General features: G+C 69.7%; 19 protein-coding genes. 10 read left to right on the forward strand and 9 right to left on the reverse strand.

What is annotated here, in order from left to right; all coding sequences use genetic code 11:
• Positions 1–57: 57 nt before the first annotated feature.
• Entirely contained in the window at positions 58–492 is a 435-nt protein-coding gene (locus HUW46_RS13840) for a VOC family protein (RefSeq protein ID WP_215547657.1), read from the reverse strand.
• A 99-nt stretch (positions 493–591) separates the two neighbouring features.
• The gene (locus HUW46_RS13845; RefSeq protein WP_215547658.1) at positions 592–1,116 is read right to left on the reverse strand and encodes a cysteine dioxygenase family protein; all 525 of its coding nucleotides are present in this window, start codon (positions 1,114–1,116) and stop codon (positions 592–594) included.
• A 94-nt stretch (positions 1,117–1,210) separates the two neighbouring features.
• Between HUW46_RS13845 and HUW46_RS13850 the strand changes: the two genes are divergently transcribed.
• Positions 1,211–2,074 (forward strand): LysR family transcriptional regulator, encoded by an 864-nt coding sequence (locus HUW46_RS13850; protein WP_215547659.1) that lies wholly within the window; start codon positions 1,211–1,213, stop codon positions 2,072–2,074.
• 12 nt (positions 2,075–2,086) lie between these two features.
• Here the strand turns inward: HUW46_RS13850 and HUW46_RS13855 are convergent, their stop codons facing one another.
• Positions 2,087–2,821 carry an SDR family NAD(P)-dependent oxidoreductase gene (locus HUW46_RS13855; protein WP_215547660.1) on the reverse strand — a complete coding sequence of 245 codons (735 nt, stop codon included), beginning with the start codon at positions 2,819–2,821 and terminating at the stop codon, positions 2,087–2,089.
• An 81-nt stretch (positions 2,822–2,902) separates the two neighbouring features.
• Here HUW46_RS13855 and HUW46_RS13860 point away from each other — a divergent pair, with 81 nt between their 5' ends.
• Complete coding sequence (locus HUW46_RS13860; protein WP_215547661.1) at positions 2,903–3,832, forward strand: AraC family transcriptional regulator; 930 nt, start codon at positions 2,903–2,905, stop codon at positions 3,830–3,832.
• Here HUW46_RS13860 and HUW46_RS13865 read toward each other — a convergent pair.
• Positions 3,780–4,424, reverse strand: a complete 645-nt coding sequence (locus HUW46_RS13865) for a TetR/AcrR family transcriptional regulator (RefSeq protein WP_215547662.1) — start codon at positions 4,422–4,424, stop codon at positions 3,780–3,782. The genes HUW46_RS13860 and HUW46_RS13865 overlap by 53 nt on opposite strands.
• 87 nt (positions 4,425–4,511) lie before the next feature.
• On the opposite strand from HUW46_RS13865, the gene HUW46_RS13870 reads away from it, so the two are divergent.
• Complete coding sequence (locus tag HUW46_RS13870) at positions 4,512–5,501, forward strand: 4,5-dihydroxyphthalate decarboxylase (protein ID WP_215547663.1); 990 nt, start codon at positions 4,512–4,514, stop codon at positions 5,499–5,501.
• Between the two features lie 3 nt (positions 5,502–5,504).
• Here HUW46_RS13870 and HUW46_RS13875 read toward each other — a convergent pair whose 3' ends face one another.
• Positions 5,505–6,383: an RNA polymerase sigma-70 factor gene (locus tag HUW46_RS13875; RefSeq protein ID WP_215547664.1), complete on the reverse strand. Its 879-nt coding sequence runs from the start codon at positions 6,381–6,383 to the stop codon at positions 5,505–5,507.
• Between the two features lie 166 nt (positions 6,384–6,549).
• Between HUW46_RS13875 and HUW46_RS13880 the strand changes: the two genes are divergently transcribed.
• The 3 genes from HUW46_RS13880 (at position 6,550) to HUW46_RS13890 (ending at position 8,907) form a co-directional block, all read left to right on the forward strand.
• Entirely contained in the window at positions 6,550–7,035 is a 486-nt protein-coding gene (locus HUW46_RS13880; RefSeq protein WP_215547665.1) for a carboxymuconolactone decarboxylase family protein, read from the forward strand.
• A gap of 61 nt (positions 7,036–7,096) precedes the next feature.
• Positions 7,097–7,681 (forward strand): dihydrofolate reductase family protein, encoded by a 585-nt coding sequence (locus HUW46_RS13885; protein ID WP_215547666.1) that lies wholly within the window; start codon positions 7,097–7,099, stop codon positions 7,679–7,681.
• A 35-nt stretch (positions 7,682–7,716) separates the two neighbouring features.
• On the forward strand, positions 7,717–8,907 hold the full coding sequence (locus HUW46_RS13890; protein WP_215547667.1) for a helix-turn-helix domain-containing protein: 1,191 nt from the start codon (positions 7,717–7,719) through the stop codon (positions 8,905–8,907).
• 213 nt (positions 8,908–9,120) lie between these two features.
• Here HUW46_RS13890 and HUW46_RS13895 read toward each other — a convergent pair whose 3' ends face one another.
• Positions 9,121–10,491: an MFS transporter gene (locus HUW46_RS13895; protein WP_215547668.1), complete on the reverse strand. Its 1,371-nt coding sequence runs from the start codon at positions 10,489–10,491 to the stop codon at positions 9,121–9,123.
• A gap of 26 nt (positions 10,492–10,517) precedes the next feature.
• On the opposite strand from HUW46_RS13895, the gene HUW46_RS13900 reads away from it, so the two are divergent.
• Together HUW46_RS13900 and HUW46_RS13905 are read left to right on the forward strand one after the other, a co-directional pair.
• Positions 10,518–11,039 carry a CGNR zinc finger domain-containing protein gene (locus HUW46_RS13900; RefSeq protein WP_254126155.1) on the forward strand — a complete coding sequence of 174 codons (522 nt, stop codon included), beginning with the start codon at positions 10,518–10,520 and terminating at the stop codon, positions 11,037–11,039.
• Between the two features lie 459 nt (positions 11,040–11,498).
• Positions 11,499–11,810, forward strand: coding sequence for a cupin domain-containing protein (locus HUW46_RS13905; protein ID WP_215547669.1), 312 nt, complete (start codon positions 11,499–11,501; stop codon positions 11,808–11,810).
• A 126-nt stretch (positions 11,811–11,936) separates the two neighbouring features.
• On the opposite strand, the gene HUW46_RS13910 is transcribed toward HUW46_RS13905, so the two are convergent.
• From HUW46_RS13910 to HUW46_RS13920, 3 genes are read right to left on the reverse strand one after another with little or no spacing between them, the layout of a single operon-like run.
• Entirely contained in the window at positions 11,937–13,964 is a 2,028-nt protein-coding gene (locus HUW46_RS13910) for an ABC transporter ATP-binding protein (RefSeq protein ID WP_215547670.1), read from the reverse strand.
• On the reverse strand, positions 13,961–15,679 hold the full coding sequence (locus tag HUW46_RS13915; RefSeq protein WP_442860934.1) for an ABC transporter ATP-binding protein: 1,719 nt from the start codon (positions 15,677–15,679) through the stop codon (positions 13,961–13,963). The genes HUW46_RS13910 and HUW46_RS13915 overlap by 4 nt, the downstream gene beginning before the upstream one ends.
• Positions 15,680–15,728: 49 nt before the next feature.
• A complete protein-coding gene (locus HUW46_RS13920) occupies positions 15,729–16,385 on the reverse strand; it encodes a TetR/AcrR family transcriptional regulator (protein ID WP_215547672.1) in 657 nt (218 codons plus the stop codon).
• 113 nt (positions 16,386–16,498) lie between these two features.
• Here HUW46_RS13920 and HUW46_RS13925 point away from each other — a divergent pair, with 113 nt between their 5' ends.
• Together HUW46_RS13925 and HUW46_RS13930 are read left to right on the forward strand one after the other, a co-directional pair.
• Positions 16,499–16,804 carry an ArsR/SmtB family transcription factor gene (locus tag HUW46_RS13925; protein WP_215547673.1) on the forward strand — a complete coding sequence of 102 codons (306 nt, stop codon included), beginning with the start codon at positions 16,499–16,501 and terminating at the stop codon, positions 16,802–16,804.
• A 12-nt stretch (positions 16,805–16,816) separates the two neighbouring features.
• The gene (locus tag HUW46_RS13930; RefSeq protein WP_215547674.1) at positions 16,817–17,290 is read left to right on the forward strand and encodes an SRPBCC domain-containing protein; all 474 of its coding nucleotides are present in this window, start codon (positions 16,817–16,819) and stop codon (positions 17,288–17,290) included.
• The last annotated feature ends 8 nt before the right edge of the window (positions 17,291–17,298 follow it).

The raw sequence follows: 17,298 nt of genomic DNA on the forward strand, positions 1-17,298 counted from the left end.
CCATCACTCGTCCGGCTAGGGTTGAGTCCCGACCAACGCCAGCGCGACCGGACCTGATCAGCCGAGTTCCTCTGCGAGCCCGACGATGAAGCCGCCGGGGCCGCGGACGTAGCAGAGCAGGCAGTAGTCCTGGTAGCGAACCACTTCACCGACGAGCTCGGCGCCGTGCGAGCGCAGGCGGGCCAGCACGTCCTCGATGTCGTCGACGGCGAACATCATGCGGCTGAAGCCTGGGCTGTTCACCGCCTTCGGCCCGGCATCGGCGGCCACCGGCGTGTGGAACTTCGACAGCTCCACACGCCCGTGGCCGTCCGGGGTCTTCACCACGGCGATGTCCGCCCTGACCTCGTCCAGCCCGAGGACCGCACCCACCCACGGGCCCTCGACCACGTTCTTCCCGTCGAGTTCCAGGCCCAGTTCCTGGAAGAAAGCGATCGCGGCGTCGAGGTCTTCGACGACGAGGAGGACGTTGTCCATCCGCCGGACTGCCATGGCAGGCTCCTTCGTTCGGTACGGCCGCGGTGGCCGGATCTGCCCCGGGGACGGAACCGGGGAGCCGTTCTCGACATCCGCGGCCGAGAAAACTTTTCGTCAGGTGCGCAACTGGTAGGTGCGGCGCACGCTGGTGCCCTGGCTGAGATCCGCGCCGTAGACGTGCAGGGTGATGGCGACCTCGTCGCCGGTGTTGTGCACCTGGTGGATGTCGTCGGGCGGCGCGACGCCGCTGACCGAGCCGGCGGGGCGCTCCCGCCGCCCGATCCGCACCAGCCGGTCGCCGTCGATGTCGAAGATGCTTTCCGTCTCGGTTCCTTGCAGGACAAGGAAAGAGCACCACACGAGGTGGTCGTGGATCTCGGTGGCCTGGCCGGGCCGCCACACCACGGCGGAGATCGAGAAACCGGGCTCGGCGTGCAGCGTGTGGCGCGTGTACCCGTCGGCGGATCCCGCGCGTTCCGCCGAGGTGAGCAGGCGCGCGGTCGGGTTCAGCGCGAGGAGGACGTCGGCGACGCGTCGCGCGGTGGCGACGGCATCGGCGCTTTCCTTGGTGCGTAAGCGGATTTGGTCGATCAGGTCCGCGAGGCCGGGTCTCGATCGGAGGTCGGATGCGGTGGCCATCGTGCTCTCCCTTCCGTATGCCTCCCATCCTGGTGAGCGGTTCACATGACGTCCAATGCCAACCTTCTCTCAGTCGCATAAGTACTCTTGATACATGCTGAGCCTGGCCCAACTCACCGTGCTGGCCGCGGTCGCCCGGCACGGCTCGGTGACCGAAGCGGCGAAGGAACTGCACTACACCCAGCCCGCGGTGAGCCACCACCTCGCGCGGCTGGAAACGGCCACCGGCGCGAAACTGGTCCAACGGGTCGGCCGCGGCATCCGGCTCACCCCCGAAGGAGAGCTGCTGGCCGCCCGCGCCAGCGAAATCGTCGGCCGCGTCGATGCCGCGTCGACCGAACTGGCCGCGCGGGTCGGCTTGCGGGCGGGGCGGGTGCGGATGGCCGGGTTCCAGTCGATCCTGAGCACCGTCGTCCCCGAGGCGGCCGCCGCGCTGGCCCGCGCGCATCCCGGGATCGAGCTGGGACTCGTCGACGAACACCCGGTCGAAGCACTGCGCCTGCTGCGCGCGGGCCGCATCGACGTCGCGCTGATCTTCCGGTACGCCGACACCCCGCGCGAGGACGACGGGCTCCGGCTGGTCCACCTCTTCGACGACCCGATGTACCTGGTCACCTACGAGCCGGGGCAGAGGATCACCGACCACCGCGAATCCACCTGGATCGGCGGGTGCGCGCGGTGCCAGGACGAGCTGCTCACGATCTGCCGCCGCGCGGGTTTCGCGCCGCGCATCTCGTTGGTCAGCGACGACATGGTGGTGATGCAGGCACTCGTCGCCGCGCGCATGGGCGTCACCACACTGCCGGGGCTCGCCCTCCACGCGCACCGGGCGCCCGGCATCCACACCACCGAACTCCCCGAGCACCCCCGCCAGATCTACGCCGTCACCTACGGCGACCCGCCCGATCCGCCCGCCACCACCGCGCTCATCGACGCCATCCAGGCCAGCATCCGCTAGAGACGTTCGCCGTCAGCGGTCGAAAAGCCCTTCCGGGACGACCTTTTCCTCGGGCTTCCGGTCGCCGTGCATAGTCCACAGCAGTTCGGCCAGCTCGCCGGGATCGGCGGCGGGCAGGTCGAGCACCGGCTCGCCCGCCGCGCGCAGTTCCTGGAACCGTGCCTCGTAAGGGGTTCCGAGGATGCGCGCGCCGATGTAGAGCATGCCGACGTACACGCCCCGGTCGGCGACCTCGGCCGCGAGGGACTGGAGGTAGTGGCGCTGGGCGGCCAGCGCGGGCGTCCAGCCGCTCATGTTCGGGAGCCCGTGGACGGCGGCGGCGCCCTGCGCGCTGAGGATCGCGCCGTCGCCACGGTCGAGCATGGCGGGGAGGAATTCGCGGACCAGCTCGACCAGGGTGTAGAGCGTCATCGGCATCAGCGCGCGCAGCCGCTCGGCGCGCAGGTCGGCGGCGGCGACGAAATCCGGGTCCGTGGCGGGTCCATAGTAGACAGCCGCGGGATCGCCGACCTTCGCGCGGATCCGGGCGGCGAGATCGGGAACGCGTTCGGTGTCGGAAAGATCGCCCGTCACTACGTGCGCGGTGACGCCCTGTGCGGTCAGCTCCCCGGCGAACTCGTCCAATGGGCCGTGGCGGCGCGCGACGAGGACGACTTCGTACCCGGCTTTCCCGTACCGGCGGGCGACCGCCCTGCCCACACCGGGACCGGCTCCGAACACCGCGATGGCTTTGTGCGTGTTGGTCATGCCTAGAAGCAAACCGCAGCAAGGCAAGACGATCCATGGGCGAACGTCGAAAATTCCTTTGCCAGCGTCTACCGTGGCAGAGTGGACGTGCTGACCGATCTGCTGCGCCGGGCCCGCGCCAGTACCGCGATGGTCCGGCAGCTGATCTCGCGGCCGCCGTGGTCGGTGACCTACGCCGACGCTCACCCGCTGACGGTGCTGACCACGCTCGGCGGCCCCGCGTGGATCCGGCTCGGCGGCGCGGAAGCCGTGCGGCTCGCCGCCGGGGACATCGCGCTGGTCACCGGGCCCGGCGAGTGCACGATCGCCGACGATCCCGCCACCGCGCGCCAGTTCACCGTCCGCGGCGGCCACAAGTACCTGCCCAGCGGCGAACGAGCGGAGGGCCACGCGACGCTGGCGCCGCGCACCTACGGCGACGGTCTGCCCGGGGCGACGACGATGCTGCGCGCCGCCTACGAACTCCACGGCGACGTCGGCACGCGGCTGCTCGCGCTGCTGCCGCCGCTCGCGGTGGTCCCGGCCGGACCGCGCACCGGCGCGGCGCTGGACCTGCTCACCGCCGAGGTCTCCCGCGACGAACCCGGCCAGGACGCGGTGCTCGCCAGGGTGCTGGATCTGGTGCTGGTACTGGCTTTGCGGGCGTGGTGCGCCGAATCGGCGGCACTGCCCGCCTGGTACCGGGCGCTCGGCGATCCGGCGATCGGCGAAGCGCTGCGCCTGCTGCACACCGATCCCGCGCGCCGGTGGACGGTCGCCGAACTGGCCACCGGAGCCGGGTTGTCCCGCGCCGCGTTCGCCGCGCGGTTCACCTCGCTGGTCGGCGAACCACCGCTCGCCTACCTGACCGGCTGGCGGATGACGCTGGCCGCGGATCTGTTGCGGGACACCGAAAAAACGGTCGCGGCGGTGGCGGGCGAGGTCGGCTACGCGGACGCGTTCGCGTTCAGCGTGGCGTTCAAACGCGCCCGCGGCCTGAGCCCTTCGACGTGGCGCCGCGAGGAACGCTGATCCCCGCGCCGACGAGCACGGCCCGCACGTCCTCGGCGAAGCCCTCGGTGTCGTCGAGTCCAAACGCGACACGTTGGAGCACGAAACCGTGCAACAGCGCCATGACCACCCTGCTGCCGCGTTCGGGTTCGAGCGCGGCGGGCACGGTCCCGGCGGCCTGGCCGCGGCGGAGCACCTCGGCGATCTTCCGCCGGACGTCCTCGAACCCGTCGGCGGCGCGCTCGCGCAGGGTGTCGTTCGTGAGCAGCTCGCTCCAGACCTGAACGCCGCAGCGCAGCAGTTCGTCGTCCCCCGTCGCGTCGGCGGCGCCGATCGACGCGGCCACGAGATCGGCGACGGCGGGCGTCTCCTCGGCGTCGACCAGCCGCACGATCGGCGCGAAGATCGCGCGGAAGGCGTCACCGGCCAGTTCGAGGATGATCTCTTCCTTGCCGGCGAAGTACCGGTACGGGGCCCCGACGGAAACACCGGCCTCCTTCGCGATGTCCGGCATCGAGGTCTGGTGGAACCCGGTGCGCGCGAAACGGCGGCGCGCCGCCGCCACGATCTCGGCACGCCGTTCCGCGCGGTGCTCCTCGGTGATCCGCGGCATCGGCCGACCTCCAAAATGAATGACCATTCGCCTTGACGGTACCACCCGTCATAGTGAATGCTCATTCACGGATGAGAGGAGCGGACCATGACCGAGCTGAGGATCGGGACGTACCGGTACGAGCACACGGCGGCACTCGTCGACGGAACCGTGGCCATCGAGGGCGTGGACGCCTCGTTCGAAACGGCCCCGCTGGTGTCGGACGTCTTCGAGCGGATGGTGCGCGGTGACTTCGACGTGGCCGAGCTGGGGCTCACGTACTTCCTGCGCACCTTCGACCTCGACGTCGCGCCCTTCCTGGCGCTGCCGATCTTCCCGAACCGCAACTTCCGGCACTCGGCGATCTTCGTGAACACCGCCAGCGGGATCACCGATCCGCGGGACCTCGCGGGGAAGACCGTCGGCGAGTTCGCGCTCTACGGGCACGATCCCGGCGTGTGGGTCAAGGGGATACTGGCCGACGAGCACGACGTCACGCCCGATCGGTGCCGGTGGGTCGTCGGCGGCACGAACCACCCGATCCCGTCGTTCGGCTGGATTCCCCAGCCCGTGCCCGCCGGCGTGGACGTCCGGCACGCCGAGGATGGTGAAACGCTGGGCGCACTGCTGGAAACGGGCGAGATCGACGCCCTGATCTCGGTCGACGTCCCGCAGTCCTTAGTGGACGGATCACCGAGGATCGCGCGGCTATATCCCGACCACGTGGCCGTGGAGCGCGAGTACTACCGGCGCACCGGGATCTTCCCGATGATGCACGTCGTCGCGATCCGCAAGGAACTCGCCGCGGACGCGGGCCTGGTGCGGGCGATCTACCGCGCTTTCGCCGAGTCGAAGGAAATCACGGCACGCCAGTACCGCGAGGGCGCGCTGAAGCAGCACATGGGCGTCATGACGCCGTGGTTCAGCGCGCTGTTCGCCGAAAACCGGCGCCTGCTCGGCGAAGACTGGTGGCCCTACGGCGTCGGCGCCAACCGCACGGCCGTGGACACTTTCCTGCGCTACCACCACGAACAGGGCCTGTCGGCGCGCCTGCTGACGAGCGAGGACATCTTCGTTCCCGCACTGCTGGGAACCTGAGCTTCACCGGCGGAGCGCGGTTTCCCGCTCCATGTGCGACAGCTTCTCGGGATTGCGCACCGCGTAGAGGCCGGTGATGAGGCCGCCGTCGAGGCGCACCGCGACCACGGTGTCCAATTCGCCGTCGAGCCGGATCGTCAGCGCCGGGTGGCCGTTGACCTCCACCGGCCGCAGTGCGGCGGAGTCGATCCTGCCCAGCCCGTTGGCCAGCACGCGGGCCACCTTGTCCGCGCCCACGATGGGGTTCAGCACGGCCTGCTTGATCCCGCCGCCGTCGCCGACGAGCACGACGTCCGGCGAGAGGATGTCCAGCAGGCCCTGCAGATCCCCGGTTTCGACCGCCCGTTTGAACGCGTCGAGCGCGCCGCGGGTCTCGGCGGGGGAAACGACCTCGCGCGGCCGCCGCGCGGTCACGTGCTCCTTCGCCCGGTGCGCGATCTGGCGCACCGCGGCCGGGTTCTTGCCGACAGCTTCGGCGATTTCGTCGTAGCCGAGGCAGAACACCTCGCGCAGCACGAACACCGCGCGCTCGGTCGGTGCGAGCGTCTCCAGCACGAGCATCATCGCCATCGAGACGCTGTCGGCCAGTTCGACGTCCTCGGCCACGTCGGGCGCGGTCAGCAGCGGCTCCGGCAACCACGAGCCGACGTAGGTCTCCTTGCGGCGGCCGAGCGCGCGCAGCCGGGTCAGTGCCTGGCGGGTGGTGACCCGGACCAGGTACGCGCGCTGGTTCTCCACGGTGTCGAGGTCGACGCCCACCCATTTGAGCCAGGTTTCCTGCAGCACGTCCTCCGCGTCGGCGGCCGAACCGAGCATCTCGTAGGCGACCGTGAACAGCAGGTTGCGGTGCGCGACGAACGCGTCGGTGGCGGGGCTGCTCATGCGTGGGCTCCTGTTCGCTTTCGGCGGGCGTCCCCACCAGACGCCGGTTCCCGCCATTCTGTGACACCGGAGCGGTGTGGCGCACGACACGCGGCCTCGGTGTCACAGGAACCGGGTCTCCCGGCATCTGGTGGTCGTTCGGAACACCACGAGTGAGGAAAACACCATGAACGCCCGATTCGACATGTTCGGCACCGAGTTCGGCACCAAGTTCAGCAAGCGGTTCGCGGGCATCGCCGCGGTGCTCGCGCAGTCGTCGCTGCCGAAGTCGACCCAGGAGCTGGTGTCGTTGCGCGCCAGCCAGATCAACGGCTGCGGCTTCTGCACGGACATGCACACCAAGGACGCGGCGGCCGCGGGGGAAACCCCGGTCCGGCTCAACCTGGTGGCCACCTGGCGCGAGGCGACCGTGTTCACCGAGGCCGAGCGGGCCGCGCTGGCGTTCGCCGAGGAGGGCACCCGCGTCGCCGACGCGCACGACGGCGTGTCCGACGCGACCTGGGCCGCGGTGCGCGAGCACTACGACGACGACCAGGTCGCCGCGCTGATCGGCGTGGTCGCCCTGATCAACGCGGCCAACCGGATGAACGTCATCGTGCGGACCCCGGCGGGCTCCTACGAGCCGGGCATGTTCGCGAGCGTCGCGAGCTGACCCCGGCGCCGGGCCGTCCACTGTGGACGGCCCGGCGCTTGCGCGCGCTATCCTGTTCGTCATGGGCAAGGTCTTCTCGCACATGACGATGTCGCTCGACGGTTTCATCGCGGATCCGCGCGATGGCACCGGCGAGCTGTTCGACTGGTACGACGCGGGCGAGGTCGCCGTACCGAGCGCCGATCCCCGCTGGTCCTTCCACGTCGACGAAAACAGCGCCGGCCTACTGCGCGGAATCCTCGCGAACACCGGCGCGCTCGTGTGCGGGCGCCGCCTGTTCGACCACACGAACGGCTGGGGCGGCAGCCACCCCGTCGGCGCGCCGGTGGTCGTGGTGACCCACCGAACCCCGCCGGACGCAGCCGACTGGAAGACCACCACGTTCGCCGGCGGTGTGGCGGAAGGGATCGCGACGGCCCGCGACATCGCGGGCGGCAAGGACGTCACCATCGCGAGCGCGAACATCGCGAGCCAGGCGCTGGACCTCGGCCTGGTCGACGAGGTCTGCGTCAGCCTGGTGCCGGTGCTGCTCGGGGAAGGCATCCCGTACTTCGCCACCCTGACCGGGGCTCCGCACCGCTTCGACGACCCGGAGATCATCCCCGGCAAGCGCGCCACCCACCTGCGCTACGTGGTCCGGAAGTAGCGGCGGCGCCTACCCTGGTGGCCGGAGGTGCCGCCGTGACCGATGTTGGCCGTCGTCTACGCGAAATCCGTTCGTGGCGCGGGCTCACGCTCCGCGAAGCAGCCGGGCTCGCCGGGATCTCCTACAGCTACCTCGGCCAGATCGAGCGCGGCGAGAAACCGGTCGACAACCGTCGGATGCTCGAAGGCATCGCCACCGCGCTCCGGGTGTCGCCGGTCGAGCTGACCGGCAAACCGTACGCCCCGGCGATCGCGGCCGAGGCCGAAACACTGGCGTCGTTCACCGCGCTCGGTGACATGCTCACGGGCTGGTGGGTCGGTGAAGTGCCCGACACGCCACCGCGGCCGTGGGAAGCTGTGCACGCCGATTTCGCCCGCCTCAACGAAGATCTCCGTCCTCGCTCGGACTACGCGGCACAGGCGGCCATGCTGCCGGAGCTGGTGCGCGAACTGCTCGTGTACGCGGCCGACGCGGACCACCGCGAGCAGGCCCTCACCGGGCTCGTGCAGGTGTACCACGCATCCGGCGCGCTGGCGGCCCGGCTCGGGTTCGCCGGTCTCCCGACGGTCGCCGTCGAGCGGATGCACGCCGCGGCCGCACAACTCGGCGACCCGGTCTGGGTCGCGGCCACGGCGTGGGCCCGCGCGCACCTGCTCAGCGGCACCGACCGCCGCCGCCAATACGCACTCGCCGTGCAGGTCGCGGATACGGCACCGCGCGAGCGGCCGGAAACACGGGGCATGGCGAACCTGACCGCCGCGCTGGCTGCCGCCGCCCAGGGGGATGCGGACACCGCGAAGACGCACCTCGCCGAAGCCGCGGCGGTCGCCGAGACGATCGAACCCGATGTGTCGCCGTGGCCACCGTCGATGATGGCGTTCGGCCGCACCAATGTCGCGATTTGGAAGACCTCGATCGGCGTCGAACTCGGCGACGGTGCCGCCGTCGAGCAGCACGCGAAGGACATCAAGCTGGAGTCGATCACCGTGTCGAGGCAAGCCGGGTTCTGGGTGGACCTCGGCCGGGGGCTGCTGTCCGAACGCCGGACCAGAGAGCGTGGTCTCGCCGCGCTCCTGCGGGCGGAACGGCTTGCCCCGCAACAGGTTCACACCAACGTGTTCGCGCGGGAGGCGGTCGGCGACCAGCTCCGCAGCGCTCGGCGAGACGCCGGTGGCCGGGAGCTGCGCGGCCTGGCGTGGCGAATGGGCGTGGCCCCGGCCGGGTGAACAGGAAGGCTTGTGCACTTCGAGTGCACAAGCCCTCGCCAGCGTTCTCTACTTTTCGCGCTATGAACGGCCTTCCCCCGGTCACCTTCGAGGACCACTCCGACCCGTGGCTGACCGCCCGCTACCGGGACGCCGCGAACGCGCAGCGCGTGCGCGTCGAACAACAAGCCCGGTTGGCACAGCGTCGAGCCCAGTTATATCTACAAAGGACAGTCAGGACCGGTGGCCGCGGAGCAGCCAGGCGCCCACCAGTCCACTGAGGACGGCCAGCGCGGCGCAGCACAGCATCGTGCTCGCGACACCGCCGGTCGCGTTCTCGCCGTGGCCGCGGTAGATCGTGCCGCACAACGCGATTCCCAGTGCGAGGCCGAGTTGACGGGAGCTGTTCGCCGCCGCGCCCGCGGTGCCGCCGAAGGCTGCGGGCACCGCCGCGATCGCCACCGCGGGGAACACCGGCGACACCATCCCCGCACCCAGCCCGGTGAGCAGCAGCGCGGGCAGCAGGGCGACCCAGCCGGGGCTGCCGAGCACGGCGGCCGCGGTGGCGCAGCCGAGTCCGATGAGGACGGTCGCGCCGCCGAGCACGGCGCCGGGCCGGTACCGGTGCAGGCGGTCGCTGATCAGGGCCGAGGTGAAGAAGAACGTCATCACCTGCGAGGTCAGCACGAGCGAGGTGCCGAGCGGGCTCAGCCCGGTGGTTCCTTGCAGCCAATGGGAAAGCACCGGTACCGCGCCGAAGGCGGCGAAGTAGTAGCCGAACGCGATGACCAGGACGCCGACGAACGCCGAGGTGCCGAACAGGCTCGACGGCACCATGGGGGCCGCGCTGACCCGTTCGAAGAACACGAAGGCCACCAACGCGATCACCGCGACGAGCGCGGCGATCAGGGTGCCCGGTGCGGTGAAACCGTGGTCGCCGCCGTTGATGACGGCGTAGGTCAGCGCCGTCGCGGCGACGGTGAACGCGGCGATACCGGGGAAATCGACGCGGTTCCCGGTGCGCTCGCTTTCCGTGAACGAGCTGAAGCCGAGCACGAGCGCCACCGCGCACAGCGGCAGCGAGCCGAGGAAGATCCAGCGCCAGCCGAGGAGTTCGGCGATCGCACCACCGGCGACCGTCCCGATGGCGCCGCCGACACCCGCGACCGTGCCCCACACCGCGAACGCCCTCGCCCGCGCGCGGCCGTGGTAGGTCAGGCCGACCAGCGGCAGGATCGTCGCGAACATCGCCGCGCCCGCGATCCCCTGCACCGCGCGGGCCGCGATCAGCACGGTGACCGAACCGGCCAGCCCGCAGACGAGCGTCGCCAGGCCGAACGTGCCCAGCCCGGCGAGGTAGACGCGTTTGCGGCCGAGGTTGTCGCTCAGCGAGCCCATGCCGAGCAGCAGCCCGGCGAGCGCGACCGTGAACACGTCGACGATCCATTGCAGCGCGGTGAAATCGCTGCCCAGATCGGCGCCGATCCGCGGCAGCGCCACGGTGACGATGGTGGTGTAGACCAGCAGCAGGAAGGTGCCGAGGCAGGCGGCGACCAGCGGGCGCCACGAGACGGCGACCGGGGCCGGGGCGACGGAAGACGACATGCCCAGCACCATGCTGTAATGGTCTTGTGCACGAGAACCATTACTACACGGAAATCCTGCGGCTGGTGACCGACATCACGAACGCCCCACTCGTCGATCTCGCCGACCTGCGGCGGCGCTGCGGGGAAACCTGCATCAGCCCGGACATCCCGGCCGGGCCCGCGGACCTCGCCGACGTCCGCGCGCTCGCGCACCGCTGGGCGGAGATCGTCGACGCCGAAACCGAGGATGACCGGGTCTTCCTGCTGAACGCGCTGCTGGCCGAGGCCGCCGCCTATCCCCGGATCACCTGCCACGACGAATCGGGATGGCACCTGCACTACCGCGACGACGGCGTGCGGCTCGCGAAGGTGCTGCGGGCGGTGGTCGGCGTGGCCGCCGCGCAGCACCTCACCGAACTCGGCATGCACCGGCTCGGCCGCTGCGCGCTCGAAGAATGCCGCTCCGCCTTCGTCGACTTCAGCCGCGGCGGGAAGCAGCGCTACTGCTCGCGGGTGTGCGCGAACCGGGACGCCGTGCGCCGCCACCGGCGCTCGCTCGCCGTCTGATGCGCATGCCCCGAAGGCCACCTTCGGGGAACTGGACGCCCCGGAAGTTCCCCTCGCCTGGGCGGCGACGCGCGTCCCCCGAAGGATCTCCTGTAGATGTCAAGGGGCGACCTGCCGGGGCTCCCTCGCCGCGAACTCCGCTCCGGTAGAGGCTTTGCCGCCTTGGCGGGGATCTGGTGATGCCCTTGAGGGTGGCTTTCGGGGCGCTCACGTCCCCGAAAGCCACTTTCGGGGCACGCGCGTCGCGGTGGTCGGGCGTGCGAGGGGTGGATCTGTGTCGTCTAGCGCCCCGAAGGCCACCTTCGGGGCACGAGCAGCTCTGCCCGCACGTCCGCGAGGGCCGAGAAAGTGGCGCTAGATTCCCCGAAGGTGGCCTTCGGGGAACTCAGCGCCGCGAATCCGCCCATCGCGAACGCGCAAGCCCGCCGAAATGCCTGGTCCGGGCAGTAGCATCGGGACATGACGGAACAAATGGTCACCGAAAACGTCGAGGGTCGCGACGTCGGGTCCGGTATTTCGATCATCCGGGAAAGCACCGACGAGATCGGCTCCGGCCCTCGCCTGCACAAGCACCCCTACGCGGAAACGTTCGTGATCATCCGGGGCAGGGCCCGGTTCACGATCGGCGACCGCGAAGTCGACGGCGGCGCGGGCGAGGTGCTCGTGGTCCCCGCCGACACCCCGCACAAGTTCGCCGTGCTCGGCCCCGGCGTCTACGAAGCCGTGCACATCCACGAAAGCGACCACTTCATCACCGAATGGCTCGAATGAGCCGCCGGTAGCGATTCACGCACAACCGGAATTGTCGGTGCCGCGCGGTAACGTTGAAATCAGGGGCTCCCCTGGGTGTACGAACGGTCCGTTCGTACACCCAGGGGTGCGCTCTGGGGTTGCGGCTCAGTCGACCTCGGCCATCGCTTCGGCGAACTGCGCCTGGTAGAGGCGCGCGTACGCGCCTTCCGCCTTCAGCAGCTCCCCGTGCGTGCCCTGCTCGACGATGCTGCCGGACTCCATCACCAGGATCAGGTCCGCGTCGCGGATCGTGGAGAGCCGGTGCGCGATCACGAAACTCGTCCTGCCGGTGCGCAGCGAGTTCATCGCGTGCTGGATCAGCACCTCGGTCCTGGTGTCGACGGAGCTGGTCGCCTCGTCGAGGATGAGGATCGCGGGTTCCGCGAGGAACGCCCTCGCGATGGTGATCAGCTGCTTCTCCCCCGCGCTGACGTTGCCGCCCTCGTCGTCGATCACCGTGTCGTACCCGTCCGGCAGCGTCCGCACGAACCGGTCGACGTGAGTCGCCTTCGCGGCCTCCACGATCTGCTCGTGCGTGGCTTCCGGCGCGCCGTAGGCGATGTTCTCCGCGATCGTGCCGCCGAACAGCCACGCGTCCTGCAGCACCATGCCGGTCTTCGACCGCAGGTCCTCGCGCGACATCGTCGACACGTCCACGCCGTCGAGCAGGATCCGGCCGCCGGTGATCTCGTAGAACCGCATCAACAGGTTCACCAGCGTCGTCTTGCCCGCACCGGTCGGGCCGACGATCGCCACCGTCTGGCCGGGCTGGACCTTGAGCGAGAGGTGGTCGATCAGCGGCCGGTCCGGCTCGTAGCGGAACGAGACGTCGTCGAACTCGACCTCGCCCCGCACGACCTCGCGGTGCGGGGTGTTTTCCGGGTCCTCGCTCTGCTCGTCGGCGTCGAGGAGCGCGAAGATCCGCTCCGCCGACGCGACCCCGGACTGCAGCAGGTTCGCCATGCTCGCCACCTGGGTGATGGGCATGCTGAACTGGCGCGAGTACTGGATGAACGCCTGCACGTCACCGATCGACAGCGATCCCGACGCCACCCGCAACCCGCCGACCACGGCGACCAGCACGTAGTTGAGGTTCCCGACGAACATCAGCGTCGGCTGGATGACCCCGGAGATGAACTGGGCGCGGAAGCTCGACTCGAACAGCTTTTCGTTGTGCTCGCGGAAGATCTCCGCGGACTCGTGCTGCCTGCCGAACACCTTGACCAGCGCGTGCCCGGTGTACATCTCCTCGATGTGCCCGTTGAGCTTGCCGGTGGTCGCCCACTGCTGGATGAACTTCGGCTGCGCCCGCTTGCCGATCTTCGCCGACGCGTAGACCGACAGCGGCACGCTCACCAGCGCGATCACCGCGAGCAGCGGCGAGATGAAGAACATCATCCCGAGCACCCCGACCACGGTCAGCAGCGAGGTGACGATCTGGCTCAGCGTCTGCTGCAGCGACTGGGACAGGTTGTCCATGTCGTTGGTGACGCGGCTGAGCACCTCGCCCTGCGGCTGGCCGTCGAAGTACCGCAGCGGCAGCCGCGCGAACTTGTTCTGCACCTGCTCGCGCAGGTCGTAGACGGTCTGCTGGACCACGGTCGTGGTGAGCCTGCCCTGCACCAGGGTGAACAGCGACGACGCCGCGTAGAGCCCCAGCGCGAGCAGCAGCACCCAGCCCACCGCGCCGAAGTCGATGCCCTGCCCCGGCGTCAGGTCCATCGCGGCGAACATGTCCGCCTGCGTGCTCTTGCCGTCCGCGCGCAATTGCGCGACCACCTCGGCCTGCGTCGACCCCGGGGGGAGCGATCTGCTGATCACCCCGGAGAAGATCAGGTCGGTCGCCATGCCGAGGATCTTCGGCCCCACCACGGACATGACCACGCTCAGCGCGCCCAGCACCAGCAGCCCGATCACGGCCACCCGCCGCGGCAGCAGCATCCGCAGCAGCCTGCGGCTCGATCCTTTGAAGTCGAGCGACTTCTCGGCGGGCATCCCGCCCGCCATCATCCGGCCCGGCCCCGGTTGCGTGGCCTGCCCCGCACCCGGCGACCGCGCGGGCACGGCGCGCTCGCCGACCCCCGGCGTCGCCACTCCCGCGCCCCCGCGCGAGGTTCCCCCTGGCGTACTCATGCCGCCTCCTGTTCAGTGAGCTGCGACAGCACGATTTCCCGGTAGGTTTCGTTGCTGTCCATCAGTTCTTCGTGGGTTCCGTCGCCGACGACCGCGCCCTCGTCGAGCACGATGATCCGGTCCGCGCGCCGGATCGTGCTCACGCGCTGCGCGACGATCACGACCGTCGCGTCCGCGGTGCGGCTCGAAAGCGCGGAGCGCAGCGCGGCGTCCGTGGCGTAGTCGAGCGCGGAGAACGAGTCGTCGAAGAGGTAGATCTTCGGCTTGCGCACCAACGTCCTCGCGATCGCGAGCCGCTGGCGCTGCCCGCCGGACACCGTGGTGCCGCCCTGCGAGATCGGGCTGTCGAGGCCCTCGGGCATCCGCTCGACGAAATCGGCGGCCTGCGCCACGCGCAGCGCGTCCCACAGCTCCTCGTCGGTCGCGTCCGGCTTGCCGTAGCGGAGGTTCGTCGCCACCGTCCCGGAGAACAGGTACGGCTTCTGCGGCACGAACCCGATCGCGTCGGACAGGGTCACCGGGTCCAGCTCGCGCACGTCGACACCGTCGACGAGCACCGAACCGCCGGTCGCGTCGAACAGGCGCGGCACCAGGTTCAGCAGCGTGGTCTTCCCGCTGCCGGTGCTGCCGATGATCGCGGTGGTCTCGCCTGGCCGCGCCACCAGGTTCACGTACCGCAGCACCGACGCCTCCGCGCCGGGGTAGTGGAATTCCACATCGGACAGTTCGAGCAGCCCGGTGACCGCATCCGGCCGGACCGGGTTCTTCGGCGGGTGCACGCTCGACTCGGTGTCGAGCACCTCCTGGATCCGTTCCGCGGACACCTCCGCGCGCGGCACCATGACGAACATGAAGGTCGCCATCATGACCGCCATCAGGATCTGCATCAGGTAGCTGAGGAACGCGGTCAGCGCGCCGACCTGGATGCCGCCGCTGTCGATGCGCATCCCGCCGAACCACAGCACCGCGACGCTGGACGCGTTCATCACGAACATCACCGTCGGCGGCATCATCGCCATCAGCTTGCCGACGCCGAGGCCCACGTCGAGCACGTCGCGGTTGACCTTGCCGAACCGCTTGCGCTCGTGGGTGTCCTTGACGAACGCGCGCACCACCCTGATCCCGGTGATCTGCTCGCGCAGCACCCCGTTGATCTTGTCGATCCGCTCCTGCAGGAGCCGGAACAGCGGGCGCATCCGCGCGATGATCAGCCCGACCAGCACGGCGAGCACCGGCACGATGACCAGCAGCAGCGAGGACAGCGTGACGTCCTGGTTGAGCGCCATGATGATGCCGCCGACGCACATGATCGGCGCGGACACCATCAGCGTGAAGGCCATGACCACCAGCATCTGCACCTGCTGGACGTCGTTCGTGGTGCGCGTGATCAGCGACGGCGTGCCGAACTGGCCGACCTCGCGGGCCGAAAAGCTTTGCACACGGTCGAAAATGCCCGCGCGGACGTCGCGGCCGAAGGCCATCGCGACGCGCGCGCCGTAGTAGACCGCGCCGATCGACGCGATGATCTGCACGAGCGTGACGGCGAGCATGATGCCGCCGTAGCTCATGATTTCGCCGATGTCGCCGACGACGACGCCCTTGTCGATGATGTCGGCGTTGAGCGTCGGCAGGTACAGCGTGGCGAGCGTTTGGATGAGTTGCAGCACCACCAGCGCCGCCACCGGTTTCCGGTAGGGGCGCACGTAGGTGCGCATCAGTCGAATAAGCACACGGACTCTCTTGTCTTCACGAGTGGTGGGCCGGTCACCGGGCGGCGGCCAGCTGCGGGGCCGCGTCCGGCCCCTCGGTCTTGGCGGGCGCGGGCATGCCCGCGAGGAGCTGATCGAGCACGTGCGCGATCAGCGAGGGGAAGGACCCCTGCCAGGTCTGTTTCGTCCAGTGGGCGATGGCGACCCGCATCGCGCTGGACACGGCGCCGGCGAACAGCCGCGGGTAGAGATCGGTCGCGGGATCGGTGCCGCTGCGGCGCGCGATCTCCTCGGTCATGGCCTCTTCGACGGCGACGTGCGCCTTGAGGTACTCGCCCCAGACGCCGGGGTTCTGCGTGGCCGCCCTGACCCTCGCCAGGTAGGCGACGTCAGGACTGCCCGCGGCGCAGAGCCCCAGCAGCGCACCCGTCACCGCTTCGACGACGGGCTCGTCCTCCGGCCTGGCACGCAACGCGTCGAGCAGTTGGGCCCGCCGGTCGACGCCGACCGAGCAGACGGCTTCCTCCTTGCTGGAGAAGTAGTTGTTGAACGTGCGGGGCGAAACCCCGACCTCGGCGGCGATATCCTCGACGCGGACGTTCTCGAGGCCGCGCTCCACCACCAACCGCACGGCGGCCCTGCTCAGGGCTTCCCGCGCGGCGTTCTTCTTGTACTCGCGAAAGGACGATTCCTTTCGCTTCCCCTCAGTCACGTCGCCACGGTACCGACAAACTTGCGTGGCGCGCAAATTAATACTTCGCCCGCAAACTTCGCAATACGGACACGTTCTTGCAGGGTATATGTCTCAGAAGGTATATTGCCGGTATGGCAACCACGTTCGAAGTGCTGGCCGAGCCGCGGCGGCGCGAGATCCTCGACATCCTGCGCTCCGGCGAGCGCCCCGTCGGCGATCTCGTCGAACAGCTGACGCTCACCCAGCCCGCGGTGTCGAAGCACCTGAAAGTGTTGCGCGAAGCGGGGTTCGTCGAAGTACGCCAGGACGCCCAGCGCCGCTGGTACCGGCTCCGCACCGAGCCGCTGCGCGAAATCGACGACTGGCTCGCGCCGTACCGCAGGCTGTGGAACGACAGCCTCGACGCGTTGGAACGCCACCTCGACACGATGCCCTGACGGAGGAAACCCATGCACGGCAAGCTGATCCCGGCCGAGGGCGGCAGGACCGCGCTGCGGTTCGAACGAGTTTTGGCCCACCCGAGGGAAAAGGTCTGGCGCGCGCTCACCGAATCCGAGCACCTTCGCGCGTGGTTCCCCGCCGATCCCGACCTCACCGGGCCCGCGGGCGAGAAGGTCGTCTTCCGGCTCACCGCGTTCCCCGAGCACGAACCCACCTCGGGCGAGATCGTGGTGTCGGACCCGCCGAGCACGCTCGAATACACCTGGGGCGGCGAAACGCTGCGCTTCGAACTGACCGAACGCGACGGCGGGTGCCTGCTGGTGTTCACCGACGTTTTCCCGTCGCACGAAGGCGTGGAGGCGAACGAGATGATCGGAGCCTGGCACGCCGCCCTCGAAGTGCTCGAAGCGCGGTTGGACGGCCGCGAAATCGGCTGGTCGGTATGGGACCGCGCGGCCGAACTCGCCGCCGAATACGCCTGAAGCTTCTT

The organism is Amycolatopsis sp. CA-230715, assembly GCF_018736145.1.
Taxonomy (GTDB): domain Bacteria; phylum Actinomycetota; class Actinomycetes; order Mycobacteriales; family Pseudonocardiaceae; genus Amycolatopsis.